Source organism: Hyphomicrobium denitrificans ATCC 51888, assembly GCF_000143145.1.
GTDB classification, from domain to species: Bacteria; Pseudomonadota; Alphaproteobacteria; order Rhizobiales; family Hyphomicrobiaceae; genus Hyphomicrobium_B; species Hyphomicrobium_B denitrificans.
The window spans coordinates 1023657-1049211 of sequence record NC_014313.1 but is presented as its reverse complement, the minus strand read 5'-3'; the positions used below and the strand labels follow the sequence as shown (position 1 = coordinate 1049211).

Here is a 25555-nt window from a genome sequence, read left to right as displayed (position 1 = left end):
ACTCAGAACCTCACTTTCATGCCGCCGTAAAACGTGCGCGGCGCGCCGGCGTAGATGGAACCCGTTCCAGTTTGAGCGAGCGTCTCCGCCGTCGACCCGTCCCTGTCTGCGATATTGTTGGCGGACGCGATATAGACTTCGTCAAGCACATTGCGGACTTCGAAATAAGCGAGGAACGATTTGATCGGTCCCCAATTCAGTGTCCGCTCATAATGTACGTTGACGTCGACCGTCTGGTATCCGGGAGCCCAAAGCAGGTTGGCGTTTTCCATGTAGAAGCCGTCATGCCACTGGTATTCGACATAGGCGCCGACGCCCTTGTAAATCCCGGACGGCGTGTCGTAGCTCACTCGCGCCGTCAGCTCATTGGATGAGATACCCGGGATTTTGTTCCCGGCCCGGCTGACCGCATTCGGCGCGCCGGACACGACTTCATCGTAGTCCGTATAGATCTGATTGTTGTAGAGATACGCCGCCGTCAGTCGCACGCTGTCCGTCAACGCGACATTGGCCATCAGTTCGACGCCGCGATGCTCGGAGGCTGGCGCGTTGTAGCTGAAGTTCGATCTGCCCGGCGTCAGCGAAGCTTGCGAAACGATCTCGTTGGTAAAGAACTCGTAGAAGCCGGTGACGCTCAGCGTCACGCCTTTGACGGGCGTCCAGTCCGCGCCGAGATCGTAGCCGATGTTCGATTGCGTTTTGAGATCCGTGTTGTTGCCCGGGTTTCCGTCCTGCTGGATGAACAGATTGGAAAACTGCGGCGTCCCGTACCCCGTGCCGATACGTGCGCGAAGCTGCCATTGATCGTTCGGCGTATAGAGCAGGCCAATTTCCGGCGCGACATTTGTCATCTCGCGTCCGACGCTGACGGTCTGGGTAATCGCGCCGCCCGCACTGTAACTTCGCTGCGTGCCATCCAACGAGGTGCGTTCAACCGTTGCACCTGCGATGACGGCCACGTCATCCGTAAGCTTGACCTCATGACGCGCCCGCGCGCCAAAATTCTCCGTTGAGCCGACTTGATCCGACTGCAGACGATCATTCAGCACGCTATCGCGCGGCGCGAGCAGGATGGTCTGAGCGTCGACCGGCAGGTAATTCCAGAACGCGCCGAGATAGGAACGCATCGGCAAACCGGCGAACGTCGCGGTGTTCGTGACACCGGCGGTGACGTTGTAGGAAAGATAATCGCCGAGCCCGCGCGTCGTCCCAGTGGGCTGACTGATGTTGCGATCGTCGATGACGACCTGCACCTGCCCCGTCGTCGAAGCGCTGAATTCGTGATCCCAGCGCACGCCTCCGATCGTCCGCCGGTCGTCGCGGTTTGCGCCAGCCTGCTCCGCCGTCTGACGCGTGCCCATGAAGCTGAGCGTCTCGCAGCCCGCCGCCGCCGTTGCGTACGTTTTGCAGCCTTTCTGGAAAGGATTGGTATTGAAGTTGTTCAACGACATGCGGAACGGCAGTTCCGTGTAAACATTATTATTGATGAACTTGAACGTGAACGTGTCCGTCGACGAGGGCTGATAGGTGATCAGCGCATTGACGGTCTGGGTGTTGAAATCGCTGTAGCCGTAATATCCATCACCGCGAACGTCGCTCGAAAAGATCGACGCTTCCCAGTTCTCGCCCTTCTTGCCGCCGACGACATAATTGTTCAGGTAGTTGAAGCTTCCGACGTCGACGCCGTATTCGATGCCGTCGATGACGCCGCCCGGCCACGTGCGGAAGTTGATCGCGCCGCCCGTCGCGTAATTCCCGAACAGGGCCGATGACGGCCCGCGCCATACGTCGACGCCCGAATAGGCGTGCGGATCGATCAGGTCGCTGCGCGATAGACCGTCCGGCTGGGTGACGGAGAACCCGTCGTCGAGAATGACGATGTTGCGAATGCCGAAGCCATTGCGCGCATTCGATCCGCGGATCGAGATGCCCATGTCGCGGGGGCCGTTGCCTTGCTTCAGCGAAACGCCCGGAACGTCATGCAGGATGTCGGTGACGGAAAAGACCGGCGTGTTTGCATACCGCGCCATGTCGATGCCGGTTGCCGTTTGCGCTCCGGCGCCCGAGGCGCCCGGAACGGAAGCGACCGAACTCGACGGGGCTCCCGGATTTCCGGCCGCAGGCGAAAGCGAGAGATTGGCCCCGGGCAACGGCGACGGCGCGCCCGCAACGTCGGTCGGCGCGGGCGCGGGCTTCGGAACGCCGGAAGGCGGCGCCGATCGCTTCGCAACGACTTTCTTTTTAGCGGTTGACGACGGCTTCTGGGCGGTCGCCTGAGCCGCCGCCTTCTGCGCCTCCTGCTGAACGGTGACGTCCGGAAGACTGATGGACTCCTGCGCCTGCGCGTCCTGAGCTTGCGCCGCGTCTCCGGCCGCCATCAACGACAGAACGGCAAGCAGAGCAAAAGTGCTGCTGTGAGAGGTGATGTGGAGCTTGCGCGTGGTACGCGGCCCCGCCTTGAGGCGATCCGCCTGAATGAGCATTTCCCGATGACCCGACTGAACTGAAGCTGCGACGATGCGAGGCCGGGACTTGGTAGTCTCTACGGCGATCGCGCTTGGACGCGAATTACTCAGATCAGAACGGCAGGTGGACCGCGCGCCGATTGCGCGCCTGCGGTGGGCGTAGCGCTGAAACGTTCGCGCGTGATCCGGAACGTCAGCTCCGCATAGTGGACGGTTCGAGCGAGCAGATGCGGGGTATCATGGTCGACATCGACTGCGCCAACCGGGGCATAGGGACAGATGTCCTTGCCGGACAACGGAGTTTTCTGCTGCAACGGCGCGCCGGTATCGTCGACCGTCAGCGGACCGTGACCGGTACAGATCACGATGCCGATATCGCCTGCGTTCGCGCTCGTAGCCGCGAGCATGAAGCCGACAGGCAACAAGCTGCGCACGACGAACGCGAGGCCGATCAGAAAACTGACGTAACGGCGCATGTGATCTCTTCGCCGAAGCGGAATCGGACGCGGCCACATTAGCTTCGCCCGCCAGGGGTCGCAACCGGGGGTGACTACGTGGTCATCTGGACTGCCGCAAATACCGGCATTCGCAGATTGGAACGCTTACAGCTTGAGCAGAAAAATCAGCGCTTGCGGCTCTCCGCTCACTTAATCGAGCGACATCAGCGCTCTACCAGCCTGCCTCGATCTGGCACGCTCCTTGTTTAACGCCTATGACGGGTTCTGATGGAAAGCACGACAACCGTGGGCCACGACCATTCGTATGGCTACTCCGTCGCCTATGAGCGCGAGGAGCTGCAGTTCCCGGTCTACGTCGTGGCCGTGATCGCGGCCGGACTAGCGACGGCGGGCGTTGTGCTCGACAACCTTCCCCTGATCGCGCTGTCGCTCATCGCTTTCGGCTACGCCTATCATAACTATCCCCTGCTCGAGACCGGCAGACCACGCATCGGCGCAAGTCAGTACGGCATTTTCGCCGACGGCCTCGGCGTCATCTCCTGGCGATCGATCAAGCAGATGGAGATGGTGTGGACCGAAATCCGCGGCTCCGGCAGCCATGAACTTCTCATCACATTGCAGGAACCAATCGGGCGCGCGCTGCTCGCCGACTGGCGCAAACGCCCGCTTCATCGCTTTCTGATGCGCCTGCCCTGGACGATGGCCGCGAAAGACGTCGTCCGCATCCCGCTCGGCGTTTTCGATCAGCCCGCTGACGACATTCACCGCACCTTCACGCGCATGATGAGTTTCTACCGCCGCTGACCCCGGCACCGATGATACGCGCAGCCGGATGGCGACCATTCCAGGCGACGGCGCGGCGACAAAAGGCCCCGCAGCCAGGACATTAAACGGCTTCCGCTTCGGTTTGTTGTGTTAAGGTCGGCGCGGGTGGCACGGGGGACTGTCGATCTATGCTTCAGGAAGAGATCGTTCTCGTCGATCGCGACGATAACGAAATCGGCATCGCGGAAAAACTCGAAACGCATCGGCGGGGTGACCTGCACCGGGCGTTTTCCGTGCTGATCTGGGATAGCGCCGGACGCCTTCTGCTGCAGCGTCGCCAGATCGGCAAATATCATTCGGGCGGGCTCTGGACGAACTCCTGCTGCGGCCATCCTCGTCCCGGCGAGCGAAGCGGTGACGCGGCGCTGCGGCGTCTCGGCGAAGAGATGGGCTTTGCGTGCGCGCTGGCTCCAATCGGAACTTTTCTCTATCGCGCCGAACTCGATGACGGGCTGGTCGAGCACGAGCTGGTGCATCTTTTTCGCGGCACCTACGATGGCCCCATCGCGCCCAATCCGGAAGAGTGCGACGGCTTCAACTGGCTCGCCCCGGACGCGATCCGCCGGGAGATCGCAGCCGCTCCAGAAACTTTTACCATCTGGTTCCGGAAGTACGTCGAGGCTGGCTGGCCGCTATCGCCGCCGCTCGAAGTCGCCTGACGCGCGACACTCGGAGCGAACCCCGCGCGCCTCGGATTTTTCCAGCGGCGCGTTGACCACAGCACGAAAATTATTGTCGTTCCCGGCGCAGCCAAAGCGCGGTCTCAGGCGTTTCTAATCGTTTGGAAAACGCAAACTGAGCGGGAAACCCGATGGCCAAAGAAGAAGCTTTGCCCCAAGCCGACTTGCCTGGGCACGGGGCTGATGTCCTCCCGAGCGTCACGGTCGACAGCTACAACATCGAGATCGAAGACCAGGACGGTTTCATCGGCGACAAGGCGAGCCGAAGCGCCTTCATGGAATACGTCGACAAATGGCGGAAGCCGCTGCGGGAACTCGGCGAAGACCCTTTCGGCGACAAGCCGACGGAAGAGCTGAGCAAGAAGAAGCTTGCGGATCTCCTCGCAACGGGTGAACCGGAGGCGGCGGGTCTAGTGCTCAGCGCCATCGAAGAGTTCGCGCAACAGCTCGCATTCGTCATTCGCCGGTATCTGCGCACGAAAGAGTGGCGCGACACCGAATGCGTGTCTATCGGCGGCGGATTTCGCGGCAGCCGGCTGGGCGAACTCGCCGTCGCTCGCGCTGCGCTTCTGCTGCGCGCCGAGGACATCGACATCGACCTCGAACTCATTCGCCACGATCCGGACCAAGCCGGTCTGATCGGCGCGGCGCACCTGCTGCCGCCCTGGATGCTCAAAGGCCACGACGGAATTCTCGCCGTAGATATCGGAGGAACGAATTTTCGAACCGGCGTCGTCGAGTTGAACCTCGGCAAATCGGCCGACCTCGCGAAAGCGAAGGTGGCGAAGTCCGAACTCTGGCGTCATGGCGACGAAGAAGTCGACCGCGAAGGCGCCACCGACCGTCTGACGGAAATGTTGCAGGACCTGCTCTCCTGGTCGCGCAAGAACAAGATTGAACTCGCGCCGGTGATCGGCATCGGCTGCCCCGGCATCATCGAGGACGACGGCTCGATCGATCGCGGCGGTCAGAACCTGCCGGGAAACTGGGAAAGCAGCCGGTTCAATCTCCCGCAGATCATCCGCGAGAACATCGAACAGATCGGCGACAGCGAGACGATGATCGTGATCCACAACGACGCGGTCGTCCAAGGCTTGAGCGAGCTGCCCTACATGAAAGACCGGTCGCATTGGGGAATTCTGACGGTCGGCACCGGCCTCGGAAACGCCCGATTCACGAACCGCAAAGCTCCCAAAAAAACAAAGTGAAGCCCAGCGCTCACTGAGCATAGTCACCGCAATCGATGAAGTCGCACCCGTCAGGCTTTGAAGCTGCGTTTCTCAGGCGTCAGAACGCGGTCGAATGCCGGCTGGTAATCGAGGCGAATGAGATCGGCGGGACCGAAGTTGCGTTCCCACTTGGCGGATGCCACCGAGACGAGCCGGCGAAGCTCAGTCGCGGAATATCCCGGCTGTGTGGGATCGATCTCGCGCGACGTCTCGATGACTAGCACGGTGCGGCCCGTGAGCTGCCCGCCTTTGACTTCACCCTCGATGTACATCAGCCCGATGTCTTGCATCATGCGGCTGTTCCCCCCGTCGCAGCGACCTCCCCCACTCTCCGGCTTCGATTGCGGCAAGTGAAGATGTCGCACGAGTTATGCACTGTTTGATTTTCATAAGGCGAAATTCAGAGCGAACGGCTACGAATTTATTTTCGCCAGCATCCGCACCGGATTTGCAGACGGCCGCGACATCAGGATCGAGATGAGCAAAGACTTCTATTGCAATGTTATGCCGAGCCTTATGCGTCAGCGCTTCGCTCGCTTGATGCACGTCGCTCTGGCGGCAGCGGCCTTGGCGCTCGCATCTCCGGCATTTGCCGACCAAGGTTGCGAGGACATGCGCCAGCTCTGCAAGGACGCGACGGCCAACGCCGACAAGTGCGCCAAGGCGGGAAAAAGCGAAGCGCCGCCCAATTGCAAACCGCTGATCGATGTGCGGGAGGCCTCCTGTACGCAGGCCGAGATCATCTGCAAACCGGAGACAAACGAGCAGCAGCGCTGACGGCCCCGCAGGTTGAGATGGAGTCCAAACAAAAAGAGAGCGGCGCTTTCGGCCGCTCTCTTTTGAGCTTATCGCCCCGACAGAACCGCTATTGGGGACGGCGTGTGTTCTGCCTCAGCCGATATTGACTTCGGGGGAGAAGTCATCCCGTAAATCCGGGAGCAACAACTACGCGGCACGACTGCTGCCGTCGGCATACGTAAACAATCTGATTTGGGGATAAATGGGCAAGTCCACTTGTGGTGCGGCGGACTGATTTCAGCGCGGTTGTGACGCGTCCGCATCAAGTTGCAGGACGAACCCATTCAAGAACGGCAATTTTAGGAGAAATGCCGAACTACATATCGGCCCGCAGATGCCGCTGGATGAGCTGCGCGGTCGTTTCGTGGAATTCGATCGGCGGAACAGGAGCGCGGACCCGCTTGATCCACCCTGCGACCCGCGGCTTGACCGTTCTCGCCGCAAGCTTCGGTGCGGTCGCCGGGAGAGCTTTCTTAGGCAGGACAGCGGCCTCGGCCGTGTCCATCGCCATGGCCAAAGCCACGGCGGAGGCGTCGGTCGCCGGATAAGCGTGGAGTTCGATGACGTGGCTGACTGGCTGGAAGTCAGAGACCCGGGCCTCCACCTCGAGGCCCTTTTCGACCCGCGAAACCGGCTGATCTGGTCGTTCTGCCAACAGAAGCAGGCCAGCCGTCTGCCGCGCCATAGCCGTGCCGACTTCGGCGATGGCCGCAGTTAAGCCGGTCACCAGCGTCGCATAGAGAACCAACACTACAATCGAACGGGAGTTCACGGTAATTGCCTACGCCACCGCCACCGAACAACAAACGAGCGAACCCCCGGCCCGTTCCCCGCCTCCTAAATGAAATGCGCCGGAATGGCTCGGGAAAGATCCCGGCAGAGTAAACGCTTCAGCAATCACGTTTCCGTTCTTGCACCAATGCCTCGTCGCACATTTCCCAGCCATCCAGTGTCTTTTCGACGTCCGCTAGGAAATCGGCGCCGACGAAGGGCGCCCGGCACCGGATGCTTTGAGAGCGTCGATCCGGCGTCTTAAGGCCCCCGCCGCGCCGAAGGCACAGGCTTCGCCAGTCATCCGACGCCATCGCGAACCGCGACACGATCGGGCGAGTTCCGCTAATGTGGCCGGAGCGCCAGGAGCCGATGATGACGAAACCTGTTTTGGTTACCATTCCACATAGCCTCGGCAGGGAGGAAGCTATCCGCCGGCTGAAGTCGGGCCTCGGATCGGCGTCCGCGAGCCTGCCGGTCCTCAAGATCGACGAGGAGACGTGGACCGACAACCGGCTCGCTTTTCGTTTCACCGCCCTCGGCCAGACCGCGGAAGGAACAGCTGACGTCGAAGACGACAGCGTGCGCATCGAAGTCTTGCTTCCTTGGTTCCTGCAGAAGGTCGCCGAGGTCGTTCAATCGACAATCAAGTCGCGCGCTCAGATCCTGCTCGAAAAGAAATAGGCGGAGGACCGGCTCGGTACGTCAGTTGGCGCAAGCAGTCATTTGATCAGATCTTCAAGACACGGATACGCCGAGATCAGGGCGTTGGTCGCAACCCTTACGAACGGCGACGACAGACTGTCCGGCTCGGCCTTGAGCTTGCGAACGATGACCACGCGCAAATCTTCGAGTTTGATGATTTCCGGCGCGCACCACTGGACATGGTATCCGTTTTCACGCTCGAGATTGTTGATGTCGAGCAAAGCCTGCAGATACCCGATGCAGGCCATGTCGGACTTCTGACAATGCGGCAGCCAGAATTTCGCCGTGTGGACATCCGGCTCGGCGCTGACAGGCGTTGCTTGAAGCATCAACACGCACAACGCGACAATAGAGAAAATCTTGGCCAGCGAACTATCCTTCGGGTACGTGCGGCCCAAGCCGCTATCATTCGGATCGAGAGTTTGAAACGTCAAGTCCACGGATCGAACAAACGCGATCGTTCTGCGTTTCTATCTAATTTTATGTACGGTGATTTGAGCCAGCGAAACCCTGTGTCGCTGCGCCATTCTCAGTGCCCTCTTTCGAAACGGTTTTCAAGGTGCCCGCGTCAGTCTATTTTTGAGGCGAAGGTTGCACGCCCCGCGCGGCTCAGAATTGGAGCAAGGCTGTTGAGCGACGATCCATACAAGGTGCTTGGCGTCGCACGTGACGCATCGCAGAATGACATCCAGAAAGCCTATCGCAAGCTTGCGAAAAAACTGCATCCCGATCTCAACCCCGGCAACAAGGCCGCCGAGGACGAGTTCAAGAAAGTTTCGGCGGCTTACGAACTCGTCGGCGACGCCGACAAGCGCGCGCGTTTCGACAAGGGCGAGATCGATGCGTCGGGCGCTGAAACGCCGAAGCGGGAGTATTATCGCAACTACGCCGGGGGCGATGCCGATTCCTACGCGAACGCAGGCGGATATTCCGACTTCGCGAGCGACGACGATCTCTTTTCCTCGATGTTCCGCCGTTCCTCGACGTCCCGTAGCAACGTCCGCATGCGCGGCCAGGATGAGCACTACAAGCTCGCGTTGGATTTCCTCGATGCCGTCAACGGCGCAAGCCGCCAGGTGACGCTGCCCGACGGTTCCGTGCTGGATGTATCCATCCCGGCCGGAACGCGCGACGGGCAAACACTGCGCCTGCGCGGCAAGGGTTCGCCCGGCTTCAACGGCGGCGAGCCAGGCGACGCGCTCGTCGAGGTCGAGATCCGGCCGCATCCCGTATTCACGCGCAAGGGCGACGATATTCAAGTCGAGCTGCAGTTGCCGCTCGCCGATGCCGTGCTCGGCGGCAAGATCAAGGTGCCGACGATCGACGGCACCGTGACGATGACCGTGCCGAAATGGTCGAACAGCGGCCGCACGCTTCGTCTCAAAGGCAAGGGCATCAAGCGGGCCGACACGCTACCCGGTGACGAGTACGTCACCCTGAAGATCATGCTGCCGGAAAAGCCCGACCCCGAGCTCGAAAAACTCGTCTCGGAATGGCAGCAAGGCACGGGCGCCGCCCGGCACGACACGGAGGCATGAGATGCAGTATCGAGAGTTTCTGGTTCGCGCCCACCTCGAAGACAACGTCGTCAAGGAATGGGTGACGGCCGGCTGGCTCATCCCTGCCGGTGACGAAGGCCAGGCGGAATTCACCGAGGTCGACATAGCCCGCGCCCACCTCATAACCGACCTCAAGGGCGGCATCGGCGTCAATGACGAGGGGGTGTCCGTGGTCTTGCACCTGCTCGACCAGCTGCACGGTCTTCGGCGAACGCTCGGCGATATCCTCGCCGCCGTCCACGCGGGACCGGACGACCTGCGCGAGCAGCTGCTGTCACACCTTGGTAATTTTCCGGCACAGTCTGATCGGAACCCGGACAAATAAGCCTACGTTTGTAGCTCGCAACCGCAGCCATCGACCCTTCCGAGGCGATATCTCGGTGTTTAACGATGCTTTTCACCTGTCGTTAAGCACAGGATAAGACAGGCTTTTCCCGTTAACGTCATGGATGGCGGTGCTCGCGTAGGGTCGTCCTCGGCCAGGTGCTGGCCGCGAAATTCGGACAGAGAAAGTTTTGCGTAATGTCGCTCGAGTTGATGGCGCGGCCCAGAGCCGAACCCACCGTCGAACACACTGTCGAACCCAATCTTTGGATTGATACCCCGGAAGACATCGCCGAGATGATGGCCGAGGCAGCCCGCGTCGATGCCATGTTCCAGAGCGGCGCGATTTCGACACTCTTTCCCTACGCGTTTTCCGACCTTGTCTCGGTGACCGAAACCGAGATCGAACAGGATTGTGAACAGGCGAGCGCCTGAGCCGCTCGCACGTCATGCCTTGGCGCGATGCGGATGATGACCGCACGCGCCAAGATGCACATCACAACCTCTGGCACGATGCGCGCCACTCGGAACCGCGCTGTCTCCAAATCTCCAATCGAAAATCACCCACCGCCTCGCAGCCGGCAGTGTGACATTTGTCATACGCTGCCGTGCAATCGCGAACGGCGCACGTATGCCGGCCGCTCTAAGCCGTTCGGTTGTCTGAATATTCATTTCGCGGGCTTGCTGACGCCACGTTTTCGAATAGTGTCACCAAACTGAAACAATTCTCTTCGGTGACCTGGGCGGAGGCAAATTTGAACCAGATCGCATCGGGCGCGAATGTCCGTTCTGCTCTCAAAAGTGGCCTCGCCAGCATTCTCATTTCAGGACTTTCCCTTTTTATTCCGAGTGATGCAGGTGCCGAAGTCTCGGTCGGCGAGCCGCAGTCGTCCTCGACGATCGCGCCACCCGAATACGTTGACGAACGCGACCTCCCCTTCGAACTGCGCCCGCTCGTTGCGAAACGGCTCGAAATGCCGTGGGCAATCGCATTTCTGCCCGATGGGCGCGCGCTGGTGACGGAACGCCCCGGACGGCTCCGCCTCATCGAAGGCGACCACATGCTGGATGAGCCGATCGCAGGCGTACCCGAGGTTGCCTTCGGCGGCCACTCCGGCCTGCTCGACGTCCTCGTCGACCGCGATTTTCCGACCACCCGGCGCATCTTTCTCTCGCTGATGCATAACGGACCGGACGGTTCGACCATTCGCATCGTCAGCGCACGCCTGGAAGACAAGGCGCTCGAAGACACGAAGGTCATTTTCGAAAGCCGTCCCGCAATCAAGGCCACCGACCAGATCGGCGGCCGTCTCGCCTTCGGGCCGGACGGGATGCTCTATCTGACGATCGGCGATCGCTTTCAGATGCAGCGCGCGCAAAATCTGCTCGACGACGGCGGCAAGATCATCCGCATCAACACCGACGGCAGCATTCCCCAGGATAACCCCTTCGTCGGCCGTGACGACGCGCTTCCCGAAATCTACAGCTACGGCCACCGCAATCCGCAGGGTATCATCGCCAATGCCGGTGACGGCCAGCTCTGGTCGATCGAGCAAGGCCCGAAGGGCGGCGATGAACTCAACATCATCACCTCGGGAAGCAACTACGGCTGGCCGATCGTGACCTACGGCGTCAACTACGACGACACCACCATTTCAAACCTCACGACGGCTCCTGGCATGGTCGATTCGGTGCACCATTGGGTGCCGTCGGTCGCGACCGCGAGCCTCGTCGCCTACAGCGGCAACGTCATGCCGGACGACTGGCAGGGCAACTTCCTCGTCGGCACGCTGGTCGGACAATGCCTGATCCGTCTCGAAGTGACGAACGGAGTCGTGACCCGTGAACGCCGTTATTTCCACGACAAGATCGGCCGCATTCGCGACGTCGCGGTCTCTCCGGATGGCTTCATCTACCTTCTGACCGACGGCACCGAAGCTTCGCTGTATCGGCTCGAACCGACCCAAGACCTCGTGGCCAAAGCCAGGCCGTTCTAGCCGCATCGGATGACGATCTGAACGCACGGGCTGCACGCCTTGCAGTCCGTGCTCCCACCACCTTTGCGAACGCTCCGGATTACACCGCTTCAGCTCGACGTGCGGTCCGAGAAATTCGCGACGCCCGCAATGAACGCATCCATCGAAGCGCTGAAGGCCAGATCCGGATCGAGCCCCTTGAGCGCTGGAATGAGGGCCCGCGTCGACTTGTAGGCATCGGCGTCCAGCGCATCGAGTTCTGCTTCGTCGGCGTCGTTGATCGGTCGCAGCAAGCCTTCGGCTTCGGCCAGCGCGAAACCAAGCACGAACGCGTAGAACGCAAGCCCGAGACCCGCCGCACGATCATCAGGAAGACCCGCACGCCGCATCGCGCAATAGACGATCTCGCTCGCGACGTGATCCGCGGGACCGGTCGCATGGTAGCGAAAATGTAAATGGAAGACGCGCGGGTAGCGATGCGCCAGCGAGCGAAACGTGTTGGCGACGGCCTTGAGATCGTTCTGCCAGCTTTCCGTCGCTCGGGGTATCTCGACGCCCCGCACGGCATGATCGGCGATCGCCCGTAAGAGTTCGTCTTTCGACCGGAAGTGATGCAGCACCGTCATCGGGTCGACCCCCACGGACGCCGCGAGCTTGCGAATGGAAAAGCCGGATTCCCCCTCCTCGGCGAACAGCTCGAACGCCGCCTCGAGGATCGCCTGCTTATCGAGCCGGCGCCGCGTCTTAGGTCTCAGGTCAGTCATGCCGATACGGGCCCTTGACACTTCTACGGTGTAGAGTATTCCTTCTTATTACTGAGCATGTAAAGACTGCATTTGCTGTCTGCTCGGCGGCCGACTTGCCCGCCGAAGGTCGACTATTCTTGGAACTCTCGTTGATGGTATCGGCGCTTATCCGGTTGCCGTTGGAGATTTCGCACCGCGCTTGGCCGGGTGCGAGGCAGGCATGGGTTGCGCCCAAGCCTCACGCGAAACGCGAGCTGCTGAAGCTTTGCGCCCGCATCGGTTACACACCACACTGATTAAACGATCCAGCCCTCCGTTATCGCCCCCGCTCTCTCAAATCGCTGGAGAAAAACCCGTGTCAAACCGGCTTCAGACCGCGCAGATCCAAGAGCTCGATTCTCAGCACCATCTTCATCCGTTCACGACGCATCAAACGCTGCGCGCCGGGCCCGGCCCGCGCGTCATCGTGAAAGGCGAAGGCGCCTATGTCATCGACAGCGAGGGCAACCGCATCCTCGACGGCATGGCGGGCCTTTGGACGACGAACATCGGCTACGGCAACAAGGAACTCGCACAAGCCGCCTACGACCAGATCCTCGAGCTGCCGTTCTACAATACGTTCTTCAAGACCACCCATCCGCCCGTCGTCGAGCTGTCGCGCAAGCTCGCCGAACTCGCGCCCGCGCATCTCAATCAGGTGTTCTTCGGCTCGTCCGGATCGGAATCGAACGACACCGCGATCCGCCTCATCCGCCACTACTGGGTGCTGAAGGGCCAGCCGAAACGGCGCATCATCATCAGCCGCAAGAATGCCTATCACGGCTCGACGATCGCCGCGGGCTCGATGGGCGGCATGACCCACGTCCATCAGCACAGCTATCCGGTTTACGAAGGCTTCCGCCACGTGATGGACCCGTACTGGTATGGCGACTCCTTCGCTGGCGAGAGCCCGGAAGACTTCGGCCTCCGCGCCGCGCGCGCCATCGAAGAGGAAATCCTGCGCTGCGGTCCTGATAACGTCGCTGCCTTCGCAGGCGAACCCGTGCAGGGCGCGGGCGGCGTCAAGATCGCACCCGACAGCTATTGGCCGGAAGTGCAGCGCATCGTCGACAAGTACGGCATCCTGCTGCTGGCGGACGAAGTCATCACCGGCTTCGGCCGGCTCGGCACGTGGTTCGGCTCGGAATACTACGGCATCCGCCCCGACCTGATCACGTTCGCGAAGGCCGCGACGTCCGGATACGTGCCGCTCTCCGGCGTGCTCGTCGGAGACAACATCGTCGATGCGCTTATGGCCGAGAACGACGACTTCAATCACGGGTATACGTTTTCCGGACACCCCGTTGCGTGCGCGGTGGCGCTCAAGAACCTCGAAATCATGGAGCGCGACCGCCTCGTCCCGCGCGTCAAGGAAACGACCGGCCCGGCCCTCGCGCGTATGCTCGAGCGCTTCAAGGATCATCCCCTTGTCGGCGAAGTTCGCTCCATCGGCATGATGGGCGCCATCGAGCTCGTTGCCGACAAGAAAACGCGACGCCGCTTTACCGATCCCGGCCGCGTCGGCCTCATCTGCCGCGACCACTTCTTCCGCGACGGCTTCATCATGCGCGCCGTCTTCGACACGATGGTCTGCGCGCCGCCGCTGATCTGGACGGACGCAGAGTTCGAAAAAGCCGGCGCCGTCATCGAGAGCGCGCTCAACAAAACCCTTCAGGATGTCAAAGGAGAATTGACGGCATGACCCGTCCGATCGTTGTCATACCGGGCTGCAGCAAGTCGATCGGCGGCTTGACGTTCGACGCCGTCGGACGGAAGTACTCCGCCGCCGTCGCGGAAGTCGCCGAATGCCAGCCACTGCTCGTTCCGCTCGGCCAAAGCATGGCGGACATCGGTGCGGTGCTCGATATCGCTGACGGCATTCTGCTGCCCGGAAGCCTGTCGAACGTCGAGCCGAAACACTATGGCGACGAAGACCCGCTCGATCCCGCGACCGTCGATCGCGACCGCGATGCCGTCACGCTGCCGCTGATCCGTTCCGCCCTCGAACGTAAATTGCCGCTGTTCGCAATCTGCCGCGGCTTTCAGGAATTCAACGTCGCGCTCGGCGGTACGCTGCATCAGGCCGTGCACGTCGTCGACGGCCACCATGATCACCGAGAACCGACGGACGAAGACTTCGACATCAAATTCGGGCCGAAGCACAAAGTGCGCCTCGCCGGCGAACTGCAAAGCTGGCTCGGCCAGGACCTGCTGACGGTGAACTCGCTGCATTGGCAGGGCATCAATCGGCTCGCAAAACCGCTGGTCGCCGAAGCCTTCGCCGAGGACGGCCTCGTCGAAGCCATTCGCGCGCCTGCGGGAAATCCATTCTCTCTCGGCGTGCAATGGCACCCGGAATGGCGGCCGCTCAACAATCCTGCGTCGATCGCCCTATTCCGCCGCTTCGGCGACGCCGCCCGGAACCGCACCGCGAAGGGCCAGGCCGCATGAGCGATACCTACATCACGATCGATGAAACGGAAGCATTCCTCGCCGCCAACCCGAGCGTCACTTGGATCGATCTGATCCTGTTCGACCTCAACGGCATTCCGCGCGGCAAGCGCTTCCGGCGCGACGACATCGTCGCTGTCGCAAAGAACGGCCTGATGATCCCCTCGACGGTATTCGTGATGGACCCGCGCGGCAATTGCATCGAGGAAACTGGGCGCCTTTGGGAAACGGGCGATCCCGACGAACCATTCCGCATCATCGCGGGCTCGTTGCGCGCTGTTCCGGTGGGCGACGGACGCCACGCGCAGGCCGTCATCGCAGTGACTGAGCCTGATGATCTTTGTCCGCGCGGCGTTCTCGCAAAGCAGGTCGCGGCATTCGCGGACCAGGGTTTAACACCTGTCGTCGCGGCCGAACTCGAATTCTACGTCACGAAGCCGCAAGCGAACGGCGCGTTCAAGCTCGAAACGCCCGACGGAATTTCGGATGATCCCGAACGTCCGATGACGTTCCAGTTCGACGAGATCGACACGCTCGGCCCGCTCGTCGACACGATCTACAAAATCGCCGACGTCCAAGGCCTGCCGATCGACGCGGTGATGCAGGAGTCGGGTCCCGGGCAATTCGAAATCAATCTGAAGCACAAAGCGGACGCCGTCTCCGCCGCGACCGACGCATTGCTTCTGAAACGCGCGATCAAGGCCGCAGCGAAAGCGCATGGTCTCGAAGCGACATTCATGGCCAAGCCGCATCACGACTGGCCGGGCTCGGGCATGCACCTGCACGCGAGCCTGATCGACGGAAAGGGCAATAATGTTTTCGCGGGCGATCCGATCTCGCCCCTATTCCGCAATGCCATCGGCGGCTTGCAATCGACGATGTGCGATTTCATGGCCATCTGGGCGCAGTCGGCGAATGCTTATCGCCGCTACGTGCCGAAAAATTACGTGTCGCTCGCCGCGCATTGGGGACTGAACAATCGCAACGTCGCCCTGCGCATTCCGCGCGCCACAGGAGCCGGAACGCGCGTCGAGCATCGCGTTGCAGGCGCCGACGCCAATCCCTATCTCGTGTTGGCGGCAATCCTCGCCGGCATGCGGCATGGCATTGCCAACAAGATCGAGCCGGGACCGATGGCGGACGGCGAAGCCAATGACACCGCCGCGCCCGAGCTGCCGACGATCTGGTTCAACGCGCTTGAACGTTTTCGCGCGTCCGATGTTGTCCGCAATGCGTTCGGCGCGGAGTTCCAGAAAGTTTATTACTTGTTGAAGCAGACCGAACGCACGGAATTTGAACGCGTGGTGACCTCGCTCGACCACGCCTGGTACGCTCAGATAGCATAAGGGTTCGCGTCATGACCTCGCTCGCACACTTCGAAGCGGTTGCCGGTTCGCTCAAGCTTCCGGGCGAAGCGGTCATCGACGGCAAGCTCCGGGCGAGCGCGTCGGGCAAAACCTTCCCCAACGTCACGCCCCGCAACGGCCGCGTGCTGAACCACATCGCTCAGTGCGATGTTGCCGACGTCGACGCCGCGGTCAAAAGCGCCCGGCGCGCCTTCGAAGAGGGACAGTGGCGGAAGTCGCATTATCGCGACAAGAAGCGCGTGCTGTTCAAGCTCGCGGATCTGATGCGTCGCGATGCCGAGCAATTGGCCGTGCTCGAAAGCCTCGACGTCGGCAAGCCGATCACCGATGCGCTCAAGGTCGATATACCGGGCTCGATCCGCACGATCGCGTATTACGCCGAAGCGCTCGACAAAATTTACGGCGAAGTCGGCCCAGAAGCTCCGGACCGTTTCTCGTTCGCCGTGCATGAGCCGCTCGGCGTCGTCGCCGCCATCGTACCATGGAACTTCCCGTTGCTGATGGCGATGTGGAAGATCGCTCCTGCGCTGGCGATGGGTAATTCGGTCATCCTGAAACCGGCGGAACAATCGCCGCTGACCGCACTGAAAATCGGCGAGTTGGCGCTCGAAGCCGGTTTGCCGCCCGGCGTCCTCAACGTCGTACCAGGCTTCGGCGCGGAAGCCGGCAAAGCACTCGCGCTCCATAACGATGTCGACATGATCGCGTTCACAGGCTCCGGCGCTGTCGGCAAGCTGTTGATGCAGTATTCCGGTCAGAGCAATCTGAAACGCGTCAGCCTCGAGCTTGGCGGCAAGTCTCCGCACATCATCTTCGCTGACTGCCCCGATCTCGACAAAGCGGCGACGCAAGCCGCGTGGGGCATCTTCTATAACTCGGGACAGGTCTGCACCGCCGGATCGCGCCTGCTCGTGCAGCAGGACGTTGCGGATCAATTCGTCGACCGGCTGCTCGCCGTCGCGCGCAAGATCGTCGCCGGTGATCCGCTCGAGCCCGCGACGACGACCGGCTCGATGGCGAGCGAAGAGCAGATGAAAACGGCGCTGCGCTACATCGAAACGGCGAAGCGCGAGGGCGACGCGCTGGCTCTCGGCGGCAACCGCACGCGCACCGACAGCGGCGGCTTTTACGTCGAGCCGACCGTCTTCGATCAGGTGAAGCCCGAGAACACGCTGGCACGCGAAGAAGTTTTCGGCCCTGTCCTCGCAGTCACGCGCTTCAAGGACCCCGACGACGCGATCCGCATTGCCAACGACACCAACTACGGCCTCGCCGCCGGATTGTGGACGAAAGACATCTCGCTCGCCCATCGCGCCGCGCGCGAAATCCGCGCCGGGCTCGTCTGGATCAATGGCTGGGACAGCTGCGATCTGACGATGCCGTTCGGCGGCTTCAAGCAGTCGGGCTTCGGTCGCGACCGCTCGCTGCACGCGCTTCACAAATACGCCGATCTCAAGTCGGTATCGATCACGCTCTGAGTTTCCGGAGTAACTCGCATGAACGCTAAGACGACAACAGCATTTCCAACCGCGGCGCTCATCGACGGCGAATGGGTGACGTCCAAGAAGACGTTTCCCGTTCTCGATCCGGCGACCGGCGACAAGCTCGCCGATGTTCCGGATTTGACGGCCGAAGATGCCCAGCGCGCCATCGACGCTGCATATAAAGCGTTTCCGGCCTGGTCCGCGAAACCTGCGAAAGAACGCGGCGCAATTCTCGAGCGCTGGTGCGATCTGGTCCTCGCGGAAACCGAAGCGCTCGCCCAGCTGATGACCGCCGAGCAGGGCAAACCCCTGACGGAAGCGCGCGGCGAAGTCGCCTACGGCGCCTCGTTCATCGATTGGTTTGCCGAAGAAGGAAAACGCGCCTACGGCCACACGATCCCGACCACCGCAGCGTCCCGGCGCTACGTCACGATCAAGCAGCCGATCGGCGTTTGCGCCGCGATCACGCCGTGGAATTTCCCGATCGCCATGATCACGCGGAAAGTTGCATCCGCGCTCGCAGCCGGATGCACGATCATCGTCAAGCCGTCGGAAGAAACGCCACTCTGCGCGCTGGCCGTCGCCAAGCTCGCGCTCGACGCGGGCGTTCCGCCGGGCGTGCTTAACGTTATCACGACGCAGGATGCGGCAGGCGTCGGCAAGGCGTTGACGGCCGATGCACGCGTCCGCAAGCTCACCTTCACCGGCTCGACCGAGGTCGGCAAAATTCTCTATCGCCAGTCCGCCGACACGATCAAGAAACTGACGCTCGAGCTCGGCGGCAACGCGCCTCTGCTCGTCTTCGACGATGCCGATCTCGATCGCGCGGTCGCGGGCGCAATGGCATCCAAGTTCCGCAACGCCGGACAGACCTGCGTCTGCGCCAATCGCATTCTCGTGCAGTCCGGCATCTACGATCGTTTCGTCGCCGCGCTCAAAGCCGAGATCGCGAAACTCCACGTCGCGCCGGGTCGCGATCCGAAATCGACGGTCGGCCCGCTGATCAACGCCGACGCCATAACCAAGGTGAAATCTTTGCTCGCCGACGCGACCAAACGCGGCGCAAAAATCGAGCTTGGTGGAGAACCCGACACGCACGGCCCGCTCTTCTTCTCCCCGACCGTCATCACCGGTGTCGAGCCGACGATGGCGATCGCCAACGAGGAAATCTTCGGGCCCGTCGCGTCGATCATCCGTTTCGAAACAGAAGCCGACGCAATCCGCATCGCCAACGACACACCATTCGGGCTCGCGGCTTATCTGTTCAGCCAGGACATCGGACGGGCGTGGCGCGTCGCCGAGGCGCTCGAAACCGGAATGGTCGGCGTCAACGAAGGCCTCTTTTCAAACGAGGTCGCACCGTTCGGCGGCGTCAAGCAATCGGGCCTCGGCCGCGAGGGCGCGCAGGAAGGACTCGAGGAATATCTCGAAACGAAATTCCTCTGCCTCGGCGGCATCACCGGCTGACGCTCGAACTTCCGCACACACTTCGAGGGGACGACAATGGCTACTTCCGCCGAACTCCAGGCCCGCCGCGTTGCCGCCGTTCCGCGCGGCGTCGGCAACGTCACGCAGATTTTCGCCAAGACCGCGAAGAACGCCGAGATCTGGAGCGAGGACGGCAAGCGCTACATCGACTTCGGCGCGGGCATCGCTGTGGTCAACACCGGGCATCAGCATCCGCGCCTGATCGCAGCTATCGAAGAACAGCTCAAAGCCTTCAGTCACGTCTGCTTTCAGGTGACGCCTTACGAGAACTACGTCAGCTTGGCCGAGCGGCTGAACGCAATCGCGCCTGTTCCCGGCCCCGCGAAAACGATGCTCGCCTCGACCGGCGCCGAAGCCGTCGAAAACGCCGTCAAGGTTGCGCGCGCATTCACGAGCCGGACCGGCATCATCTCGTTTGCCGGTGGCTTCCACGGCCGCACGCTCATGGGCATGGCGCTGACCGGCAAGGTCGTGCCCTACAAGAAGGGCTACGGCCCCTTTCCACCTGACGTTTACAACGTCGAGTTCCCGAACCTCTATCACGGCGGCAGCACCGAGCAGAGCCTGCAGAGTCTGAAGTCGCTCTTCAAGCACACGGCCGATCCGTCGAGCATCGCCGCGATCATCATCGAACCGGTGCAGGGCGAAGGCGGCTTCAACATCGTGCCGAAAGATTTCATGGTCGCGCTGAGAAAGCTTTGCGACGACCACGGCATCCTTCTGATCGCGGATGAAATCCAGACCGGCTTCGCGCGCACCGGCAAGCTCTTCGCGATGGAGCACTACGGCATCAAAGCCGATGTCGTCACCATGGCGAAGGGGTTGGCGGGCGGGCTTCCGCTTTCGGCCATCGTCGGCCGCGCCGACGTGATGGACGCCTCGAATCCCGGCGGATTGGGCGGCACCTACGCCGGAAATCCGATTGCGTGCGCCGCCGCACACGCCGTGCTCGACGTGATCGACGACGAAAAGCTTTGCGCGCGCGCCAACGCCATCGGCAAGATCATCATCGATCGCTGCACGTCGCTTCAGAACAATTCGAACCTCAATTGCATCGGCGACGTGCGCGGCCTTGGCGCCATGTGCGCGGTGGAACTCGTCAAGGACAAGGCCAGCAGCGAACCGGCGCCCGAACTGACGAGCGCGCTCCTCAAAGCCGCCAACGAGCGCGGACTGATCCTGCTGTCATGCGGCACGTATGGAAATGTCATACGCTTCCTCGTTCCGTTGACGGCAAGCGATGACCTTGTCCGCGAAGGCATGGACGTATTCGAAGCGGCGCTGACCGACGCGATCGCAAAAGTTGCCTGATTGAACGACTTCTGCACCTGGCGGCCGGCTCTCCGAAAGAGCGTCGCCAAGTGCAAACATAAGGGACACGCTCTTTCATGAATATACAGACGAAGCCCAACGACCTCGCGGCGTTCTGGATGCCGTTCTCGGCCAACCGGCAATTCAAAAAGGCGCCGCGTCTGTTCGTCGAGGCGAAGGGCGTGCACTACATCACCGATGACGGTCGCCGCGTCCTCGACGGCACGTCCGGGCTTTGGTGCGTCAACGCCGGTCACTGCCGTCCGAAAATCGTCGAGGCGATCAGGAAGCAAGCCGAAACGCTGGATTTCGCTGGCACGTTCCAGATGGGGCATACGCGCGCCTTCGAGCTTGCCAACCGTCTGACCGCGATCGCGCCCAAAGGCTTCGAGCACGTGTTCTTCACGAACTCAGGTTCGGAGTCGGTCGAGACGGCATTGAAGATGGCGATCGCCTACCACCGCGCCAAGGGCAATGCCGCGAAGGTTCGTCTGATCGGACGCGAGCGCGGCTATCACGGCGTCAACTTCGGCGGCACCTCCGTCGGCGGCATCGGCGGCAACCGCAAGATGTTCGGAACGCTCGTCGGCGGCGTCGATCATCTCCGCCACACGCACGATCTCTCGCGCAACGCTTACGCACGCGGCGAGCCGGAGCACGGCGCGGAGCTCGCCGACGAACTCGAACGGATCGTTGCTCTACACGATGCATCGACCATCGCCGCCGTCATCGTCGAGCCCGTCGCTTGCTCGACCGGCGTGCTGATCCCACCCAAGGGATACCTGAAACGGCTCGAGGCGATCTGCCGGAAGCACGATATTCTGCTGATCGCCGACGAGGTCATCACCGCATTCGGCCGGCTCGGCACGCCGTTCGCTGCCGATTATTTCGATATCTCGCCGGACCTCATCACAACAGCGAAGGCGATCACCAACGGCACGATTCCGATGGGTGCGGTGTTCGTCAAATCGCACATCCACGATGCCTTCATGAATGGCCCCGAGTGGATGATCGATTTCTTCCACGGCTATACGTATTCAGGCCATCCGATGGCTTGCGCGGCATCGATCGGCACGCTCGACACGTTCGCCGACGAAGGCCTGCTGACGCGCGCCGCCGAACTTGCGCCGTACTGGGAAGAACGCATGCATGCGTTGAAAGGGCTGCCGCATGTCATCGACATCCGCAACATCGGCCTCATCGGCGCGGTCGAGTTCGAACCCGACCCTGCTCAACCCGGCAAGCGCGCCTTCGATCGCTTCGTGCAAGCCTTCGAACAAGGGCTGCTCGTCCGGCAGACAGGCGACATCATCGCCTTGTCGCCGCCGCTGATCATCACGAAGGACGAGATCGACCAGCTCTTCGACATCTTCGCGAAAGTGCTGAAGACGGCGAACTGACCCGACGTCAGCTACGCGCACAACAGCGCTCAACAGCAGACGCAAACACCCTCGTCGCGGCCAAAAAGAAGCCGGCCGCTCCGGGGGGGAGGAGCGACCGGCTGGGGTGGCCGCCGGTGAGGGGTCCGGCGGCACGGGGGTCTCAATCTTTATTCCGCAGCAGCGCGAAAGGATCGCGAGCTGTCGAGACTATCGAAACCGAGCGAGGCGGCGACAGCGGGATGCATGATCCGCCCGGCTTTGACGTTGAGCCCGGCGGCGAGATTCGGATCGCGATCGAACGCAGCAAGACCTTTGTCCGCAAGCTTGATCACGAACGGCAGCGTCGCGTTGTTCAGTGCCTGCGCCGACGTCACCGGAACAGCGCCCGGCATGTTCGCCACGCAGTAATGGATGATGCCATCGACCTCGAACGTCGGATGCGCATGCGTCGTCGGATGCGAGGTCTCGAAGCAGCCGCCCTGATCGATCGACACGTCGACCAGGACCGCGCCGGTCTTCATGTCCTTGAGCATCTCGCGCTTGACGAGTTTCGGCGCGCTGGCGCCCGCAACGAGCACCGCGCCGATGACGACGTCGGCACTCAGAATTTCGCTTTCGATCGTTTCCATCGTCGCGTCGAGCGTCACGACCCGGCCTTCGAACAACTCATCGAGCTGGCGCAAACGCGGCAGCGACTTGTCGATAACCGAAACGCTAGCACCGAGGCCTGCGGCCATACGAGCCGCGTGCGTACCAACGACCCCGCCGCCAAGCACGACGACCTTGGCCGGTTTGACACCGGGAACGCCGCCAAGCAGCACGCCGCGTCCACCAGCCGGGCGGCGCAACGCAATCGCGGCAGCCTCGATCGACAGGCGGCCCGCAACCTCGCTCATCGGTGCGAGCAGCGGCAACCCTCCCTTGGCGTCGGTCACGGTTTCATACGCGATGGCGGACACGCCCGATTGCATCAGGCCGATCGCCTGCTGCGGGTCGGGTGCGAGATGGAGATACGTAAAAAGGATCTGGTCTGGACGAAGCCGCTTCCACTCAACGGACTGCGGTTCCTTGACCTTCACGATCATGTCGGCGTCGCGAAAGACCTCTTCGGCCGTCGCCGCGATGCGCGCACCGGCTTTGGCATAAGTCGCGTCGTCGGCGAATATTCCGGCGCCTGCCCCCGCCTGCACGATGACCTCGTGCCCGTGAGCCACCAGCTCGCGGACCGACCCCGGCACGAGTCCGACGCGAAATTCGTCGCTTTTGATCTCAGTCGGAATGCCGATCCGCATGGCCTGCTCCCGTCGGTGCGGACGAGTTCTATTCTACGGCGTAGAATGCCACGGGTGAGGCGCCAATACCCAGCAAATTCACTTGCTGACGTTAATTTCTGCGCAGATATTATGCGTTCAACTCGGAACTGACGCAGAAAAATGTCGCCTCCCAGCCTCGACGCCTTGGATCGCGCTATTCTGACGGCCCTCCTCGCGGATGGACGGCAGTCCCAGGTCGAGCTTGCCGACCACGTGCCGCTGTCCTCGACCGCCATCGCACGTCGCATTCGCACCCTCGAGGAGCGAGGCGTCATTAGCGGTTATCAGGCTCAGATCAGCCGCGCGGCGCTCGGGCTGACGATGATGGCGATCGTGCAGGTCAGCCTGAAAAGCCAGAATGAGGAACTGCTGGCAGCCTTCGAAAAAGCCGCCGCCGCCGCGCCATCGATCATCTCATGTCACATGATGTCCGGCGAGGACGACTACATCATCGTGGTCCTCGCCCGCGACCTCGCAGACTTCGAGCGCATTCATAAGGAACAGCTCTCACGGCTGCCCGGCGTAGCGCGGCTGAGATCGAGCTTCGTCCTGCGCGAGGTCGTCAGCCGGCCTCTGCCGCTCTCGAGCCTCGAACGCTAATTCAGCCTTGCCTCACGGCGCCAGCGCCGCGGCCGCCGTTGCCGGAGGCGCATCGTCGTTGTCGCGCTGATATGCGGTCTGCAACGCCGCTCCGTCACGCCCGTAGATATCCGGACGGAACTCGACGCGCCCGTTCGACGGCTCAGCCCACGCCGTGAAATAGGCGAAGTAGACCGGGATCGGATGCATCAGCTTGAGTTCCATCGGCTGACCCGCCGCGAGTGTGTCGCGCACGCGGCCGGGCTGTTCCCAGCCGGGCTCGTTATGCGCAATCCAGTCGCCGAGATCGAAAACGTTCTGCACGCGAACGCATCCGGCGCTGAACGGCCGGCTCTGCTGACCGAAGAGGTTCTTCATCGGCGTGTCGTGCATGTAGACGCCGAACTCGTTCGACATGTCGATGCGCAAAAGGCCAAGCGCATTCTTATCGCCGGGATCTTGCTTGAACTTGTAGCTCGCCACCTGCGGCGCGCTCCAGTCGACGGTCGCCGGATTGAGCTCCGGCCCGTTGACGCCGTTGTAAACGCGAATGCCTTCGTCCGCGAGATAGCCCGGTTCCTGCTTCAGGCGCGGCACGAGATCGAGCGTCGCGACGCTATCGGGCACACGCCAGTACGGGAAAAAGTTCAGCGCCTTGATCATCGCGCGCACGTCCGGCGTCTGCCGCTGCGGACGGCCGACAATGACGCGATGGCGCAACTGCACCTCGTACTTGTCGACGGCTTCGAGCTGGAACGCGGGCACGTTGACGAGAACGTAGCGATCCTCGATGCCGTGCATCAAAGCTTGCACACGCTGCAGGTTGAGCTTCAGCTGCGCCAGACGCTCGGCCGCCGTCGTGTTGAGCACCGGATAAACCGACTGCTCGATGCGTCCCGTGATGCGGATGCCGTGCCGGCGCTGAAAGCGCTTCACGCCCTCTTCCAGCTCGGAATCGAACGTCTCAGAGTCGTAATAGGAGCCCTTCGCCGGCATATCTCCCGAGATGCGCAGACGCTTCCGCAGGATCGGCACGCGCGGATCATCTTCGCCCGACCGCATCATGCGGCCGGTTGGAACGACCGGCCAGCCGCCGCTGTCGACGATGCTCTGATAGCGCTCGATCGCAGCCGATATCGCGTTGATCATGGCGTCGCTGCGCCAGGGCGTTGAATCCGGCCTGAGATCCTGAAGCGGCTCTTTCTTGCGCTCCGGGGCTGGCTCCGCGCTGCCACCGGACAGCGATCCCTGAATTTGATCCCAGAGCGTCATTTGCGCCTGGCTCGGCGCCACGAACTGCGGGCAGATTTGGACGAAGGCAACGATCGCACTTGTAACGGCGCCTCTCAGGAATGTTTCCCGAAACCGCGCTTTCGAACGGAAAAACCTCATTCCTCTAGCCCCGCCATCCTGTAATTCGCCGCTGGTAGAACAACGATTTGCGGGCAGCAATCCTTTGCCCGGCTTGGCGGCCGTTGATGCCGCGTGCCATTTCGGCCACTTTGTGACAATGGCATGAGCCATATGGCCAAAGCGTGACGTTTTACCAAGCCCTGCACATTGCCGCTCTACAAAGAAATGCAAAGCTGTGTTGCAATCTCGCCG

At 61.8% G+C, this 25555-nt stretch carries 25 protein-coding genes; 17 read left to right on the top strand and 8 right to left on the bottom strand.

What is annotated here, in order from left to right; genetic code table 11:
• Nucleotides 1-2: 2 nt before the first annotated feature.
• Nucleotides 3-2483 carry a TonB-dependent receptor family protein gene (locus HDEN_RS04885; protein WP_013215021.1) on the bottom strand — a complete coding sequence of 827 codons (2481 nt, stop codon included), beginning with the start codon at nucleotides 2481-2483 and terminating at the stop codon, nucleotides 3-5.
• Between the two features lie 89 nt (nucleotides 2484-2572).
• Nucleotides 2573-2941, bottom strand: coding sequence for a DUF2946 family protein (locus HDEN_RS04880; protein ID WP_013215020.1), 369 nt, complete (start codon nucleotides 2939-2941; stop codon nucleotides 2573-2575).
• Nucleotides 2942-3190: 249 nt separating this feature from the next.
• Here HDEN_RS04880 and HDEN_RS04875 point away from each other — a divergent pair, with 249 nt between their 5' ends.
• From HDEN_RS04875 to HDEN_RS04865, 3 genes are all read left to right on the top strand, one after another.
• Nucleotides 3191-3727 (top strand): hypothetical protein, encoded by a 537-nt coding sequence (locus tag HDEN_RS04875; RefSeq protein WP_013215019.1) that lies wholly within the window; start codon nucleotides 3191-3193, stop codon nucleotides 3725-3727.
• A gap of 149 nt (nucleotides 3728-3876) precedes the next feature.
• Nucleotides 3877-4407 (top strand): isopentenyl-diphosphate Delta-isomerase, encoded by a 531-nt coding sequence (gene idi, locus HDEN_RS04870; protein WP_013215018.1) that lies wholly within the window; start codon nucleotides 3877-3879, stop codon nucleotides 4405-4407.
• A 152-nt stretch (nucleotides 4408-4559) separates the two neighbouring features.
• Nucleotides 4560-5636 carry an ROK family protein gene (locus HDEN_RS04865; RefSeq protein WP_013215017.1) on the top strand — a complete coding sequence of 359 codons (1077 nt, stop codon included), beginning with the start codon at nucleotides 4560-4562 and terminating at the stop codon, nucleotides 5634-5636.
• Nucleotides 5637-5686: 50 nt separating this feature from the next.
• Here HDEN_RS04865 and HDEN_RS04860 read toward each other — a convergent pair whose 3' ends face one another.
• Nucleotides 5687-5950 carry a hypothetical protein gene (locus HDEN_RS04860; protein WP_013215016.1) on the bottom strand — a complete coding sequence of 88 codons (264 nt, stop codon included), beginning with the start codon at nucleotides 5948-5950 and terminating at the stop codon, nucleotides 5687-5689.
• 184 nt (nucleotides 5951-6134) lie between these two features.
• Here HDEN_RS04860 and HDEN_RS04855 point away from each other — a divergent pair, with 184 nt between their 5' ends.
• Nucleotides 6135-6434 carry a hypothetical protein gene (locus tag HDEN_RS04855; RefSeq protein ID WP_013215015.1) on the top strand — a complete coding sequence of 100 codons (300 nt, stop codon included), beginning with the start codon at nucleotides 6135-6137 and terminating at the stop codon, nucleotides 6432-6434.
• 337 nt (nucleotides 6435-6771) lie between these two features.
• Here HDEN_RS04855 and HDEN_RS04850 read toward each other — a convergent pair whose 3' ends face one another.
• A complete protein-coding gene (locus HDEN_RS04850) occupies nucleotides 6772-7206 on the bottom strand; it encodes a hypothetical protein (RefSeq protein ID WP_245256778.1) in 435 nt (144 codons plus the stop codon).
• Nucleotides 7207-7601: 395 nt separating this feature from the next.
• On the opposite strand from HDEN_RS04850, the gene HDEN_RS04845 reads away from it, so the two are divergent.
• The gene (locus HDEN_RS04845; protein ID WP_013215013.1) at nucleotides 7602-7910 is read left to right on the top strand and encodes a polyhydroxyalkanoic acid system family protein; all 309 of its coding nucleotides are present in this window, start codon (nucleotides 7602-7604) and stop codon (nucleotides 7908-7910) included.
• Nucleotides 7911-7948: 38 nt separating this feature from the next.
• Here HDEN_RS04845 and HDEN_RS04840 read toward each other — a convergent pair whose 3' ends face one another.
• The gene (locus HDEN_RS04840; RefSeq protein ID WP_013215012.1) at nucleotides 7949-8371 is read right to left on the bottom strand and encodes a Rap1a/Tai family immunity protein; all 423 of its coding nucleotides are present in this window, start codon (nucleotides 8369-8371) and stop codon (nucleotides 7949-7951) included.
• 189 nt (nucleotides 8372-8560) lie between these two features.
• Between HDEN_RS04840 and HDEN_RS04835 the strand changes: the two genes are divergently transcribed.
• The 4 genes from HDEN_RS04835 (at nucleotide 8561) to HDEN_RS04820 (ending at nucleotide 11811) form a co-directional block, all read left to right on the top strand.
• Nucleotides 8561-9469, top strand: a complete 909-nt coding sequence (locus HDEN_RS04835) for a DnaJ C-terminal domain-containing protein (RefSeq protein WP_013215011.1) — start codon at nucleotides 8561-8563, stop codon at nucleotides 9467-9469.
• A 1-nt stretch (nucleotide 9470) separates the two neighbouring features.
• On the top strand, nucleotides 9471-9815 hold the full coding sequence (locus HDEN_RS04830; RefSeq protein WP_013215010.1) for a chaperone modulator CbpM: 345 nt from the start codon (nucleotides 9471-9473) through the stop codon (nucleotides 9813-9815).
• A 197-nt stretch (nucleotides 9816-10012) separates the two neighbouring features.
• Nucleotides 10013-10249 carry a hypothetical protein gene (locus HDEN_RS04825; RefSeq protein ID WP_013215009.1) on the top strand — a complete coding sequence of 79 codons (237 nt, stop codon included), beginning with the start codon at nucleotides 10013-10015 and terminating at the stop codon, nucleotides 10247-10249.
• Nucleotides 10250-10569: 320 nt separating this feature from the next.
• Nucleotides 10570-11811: a PQQ-dependent sugar dehydrogenase gene (locus tag HDEN_RS04820; protein ID WP_013215008.1), complete on the top strand. Its 1242-nt coding sequence runs from the start codon at nucleotides 10570-10572 to the stop codon at nucleotides 11809-11811.
• A gap of 89 nt (nucleotides 11812-11900) precedes the next feature.
• Here the strand turns inward: HDEN_RS04820 and HDEN_RS04815 are convergent, their stop codons facing one another.
• Nucleotides 11901-12554 (bottom strand): TetR/AcrR family transcriptional regulator, encoded by a 654-nt coding sequence (locus HDEN_RS04815; protein WP_013215007.1) that lies wholly within the window; start codon nucleotides 12552-12554, stop codon nucleotides 11901-11903.
• A 337-nt stretch (nucleotides 12555-12891) separates the two neighbouring features.
• On the opposite strand from HDEN_RS04815, the gene HDEN_RS04810 reads away from it, so the two are divergent.
• The 7 genes from HDEN_RS04810 to aptA all read left to right on the top strand — a co-directional run bounded on the left by HDEN_RS04810 (nucleotide 12892) and on the right by aptA (nucleotide 22076).
• Nucleotides 12892-14277, top strand: a complete 1386-nt coding sequence (locus tag HDEN_RS04810) for an aspartate aminotransferase family protein (protein ID WP_013215006.1) — start codon at nucleotides 12892-12894, stop codon at nucleotides 14275-14277.
• A complete protein-coding gene (locus HDEN_RS04805) occupies nucleotides 14274-15026 on the top strand; it encodes a gamma-glutamyl-gamma-aminobutyrate hydrolase family protein (RefSeq protein WP_013215005.1) in 753 nt (250 codons plus the stop codon). The genes HDEN_RS04810 and HDEN_RS04805 overlap by 4 nt, the downstream gene beginning before the upstream one ends.
• Nucleotides 15023-16372, top strand: coding sequence for a glutamine synthetase family protein (locus tag HDEN_RS04800; RefSeq protein WP_013215004.1), 1350 nt, complete (start codon nucleotides 15023-15025; stop codon nucleotides 16370-16372). Before HDEN_RS04805 ends, HDEN_RS04800 begins: the two co-directional genes overlap by 4 nt.
• Nucleotides 16373-16383: 11 nt before the next feature.
• Nucleotides 16384-17871, top strand: a complete 1488-nt coding sequence (locus HDEN_RS04795; RefSeq protein WP_013215003.1) for an aldehyde dehydrogenase — start codon at nucleotides 16384-16386, stop codon at nucleotides 17869-17871.
• Nucleotides 17872-17889: 18 nt separating this feature from the next.
• Nucleotides 17890-19344, top strand: coding sequence for an NAD-dependent succinate-semialdehyde dehydrogenase (locus HDEN_RS04790; RefSeq protein WP_013215002.1), 1455 nt, complete (start codon nucleotides 17890-17892; stop codon nucleotides 19342-19344).
• Nucleotides 19345-19380: 36 nt separating this feature from the next.
• The gene (gene gabT, locus HDEN_RS04785; protein ID WP_013215001.1) at nucleotides 19381-20676 is read left to right on the top strand and encodes a 4-aminobutyrate--2-oxoglutarate transaminase; all 1296 of its coding nucleotides are present in this window, start codon (nucleotides 19381-19383) and stop codon (nucleotides 20674-20676) included.
• Between the two features lie 77 nt (nucleotides 20677-20753).
• Nucleotides 20754-22076 (top strand): omega-aminotransferase AptA, encoded by a 1323-nt coding sequence (gene aptA / locus HDEN_RS04780; protein WP_013215000.1) that lies wholly within the window; start codon nucleotides 20754-20756, stop codon nucleotides 22074-22076.
• Between the two features lie 149 nt (nucleotides 22077-22225).
• Here aptA and ald read toward each other — a convergent pair whose 3' ends face one another.
• The gene (ald, locus tag HDEN_RS04775) at nucleotides 22226-23350 is read right to left on the bottom strand and encodes an alanine dehydrogenase (protein WP_013214999.1); all 1125 of its coding nucleotides are present in this window, start codon (nucleotides 23348-23350) and stop codon (nucleotides 22226-22228) included.
• Nucleotides 23351-23491: 141 nt separating this feature from the next.
• On the opposite strand from ald, the gene HDEN_RS04770 reads away from it, so the two are divergent.
• Nucleotides 23492-23971, top strand: coding sequence for an Lrp/AsnC family transcriptional regulator (locus tag HDEN_RS04770; protein WP_013214998.1), 480 nt, complete (start codon nucleotides 23492-23494; stop codon nucleotides 23969-23971).
• 12 nt (nucleotides 23972-23983) lie between these two features.
• Here the strand turns inward: HDEN_RS04770 and HDEN_RS04765 are convergent, their stop codons facing one another.
• Entirely contained in the window at nucleotides 23984-25342 is a 1359-nt protein-coding gene (locus tag HDEN_RS04765) for a L,D-transpeptidase family protein (protein WP_013214997.1), read from the bottom strand.
• Between the last annotated feature and the right edge of the window lie 213 nt (nucleotides 25343-25555).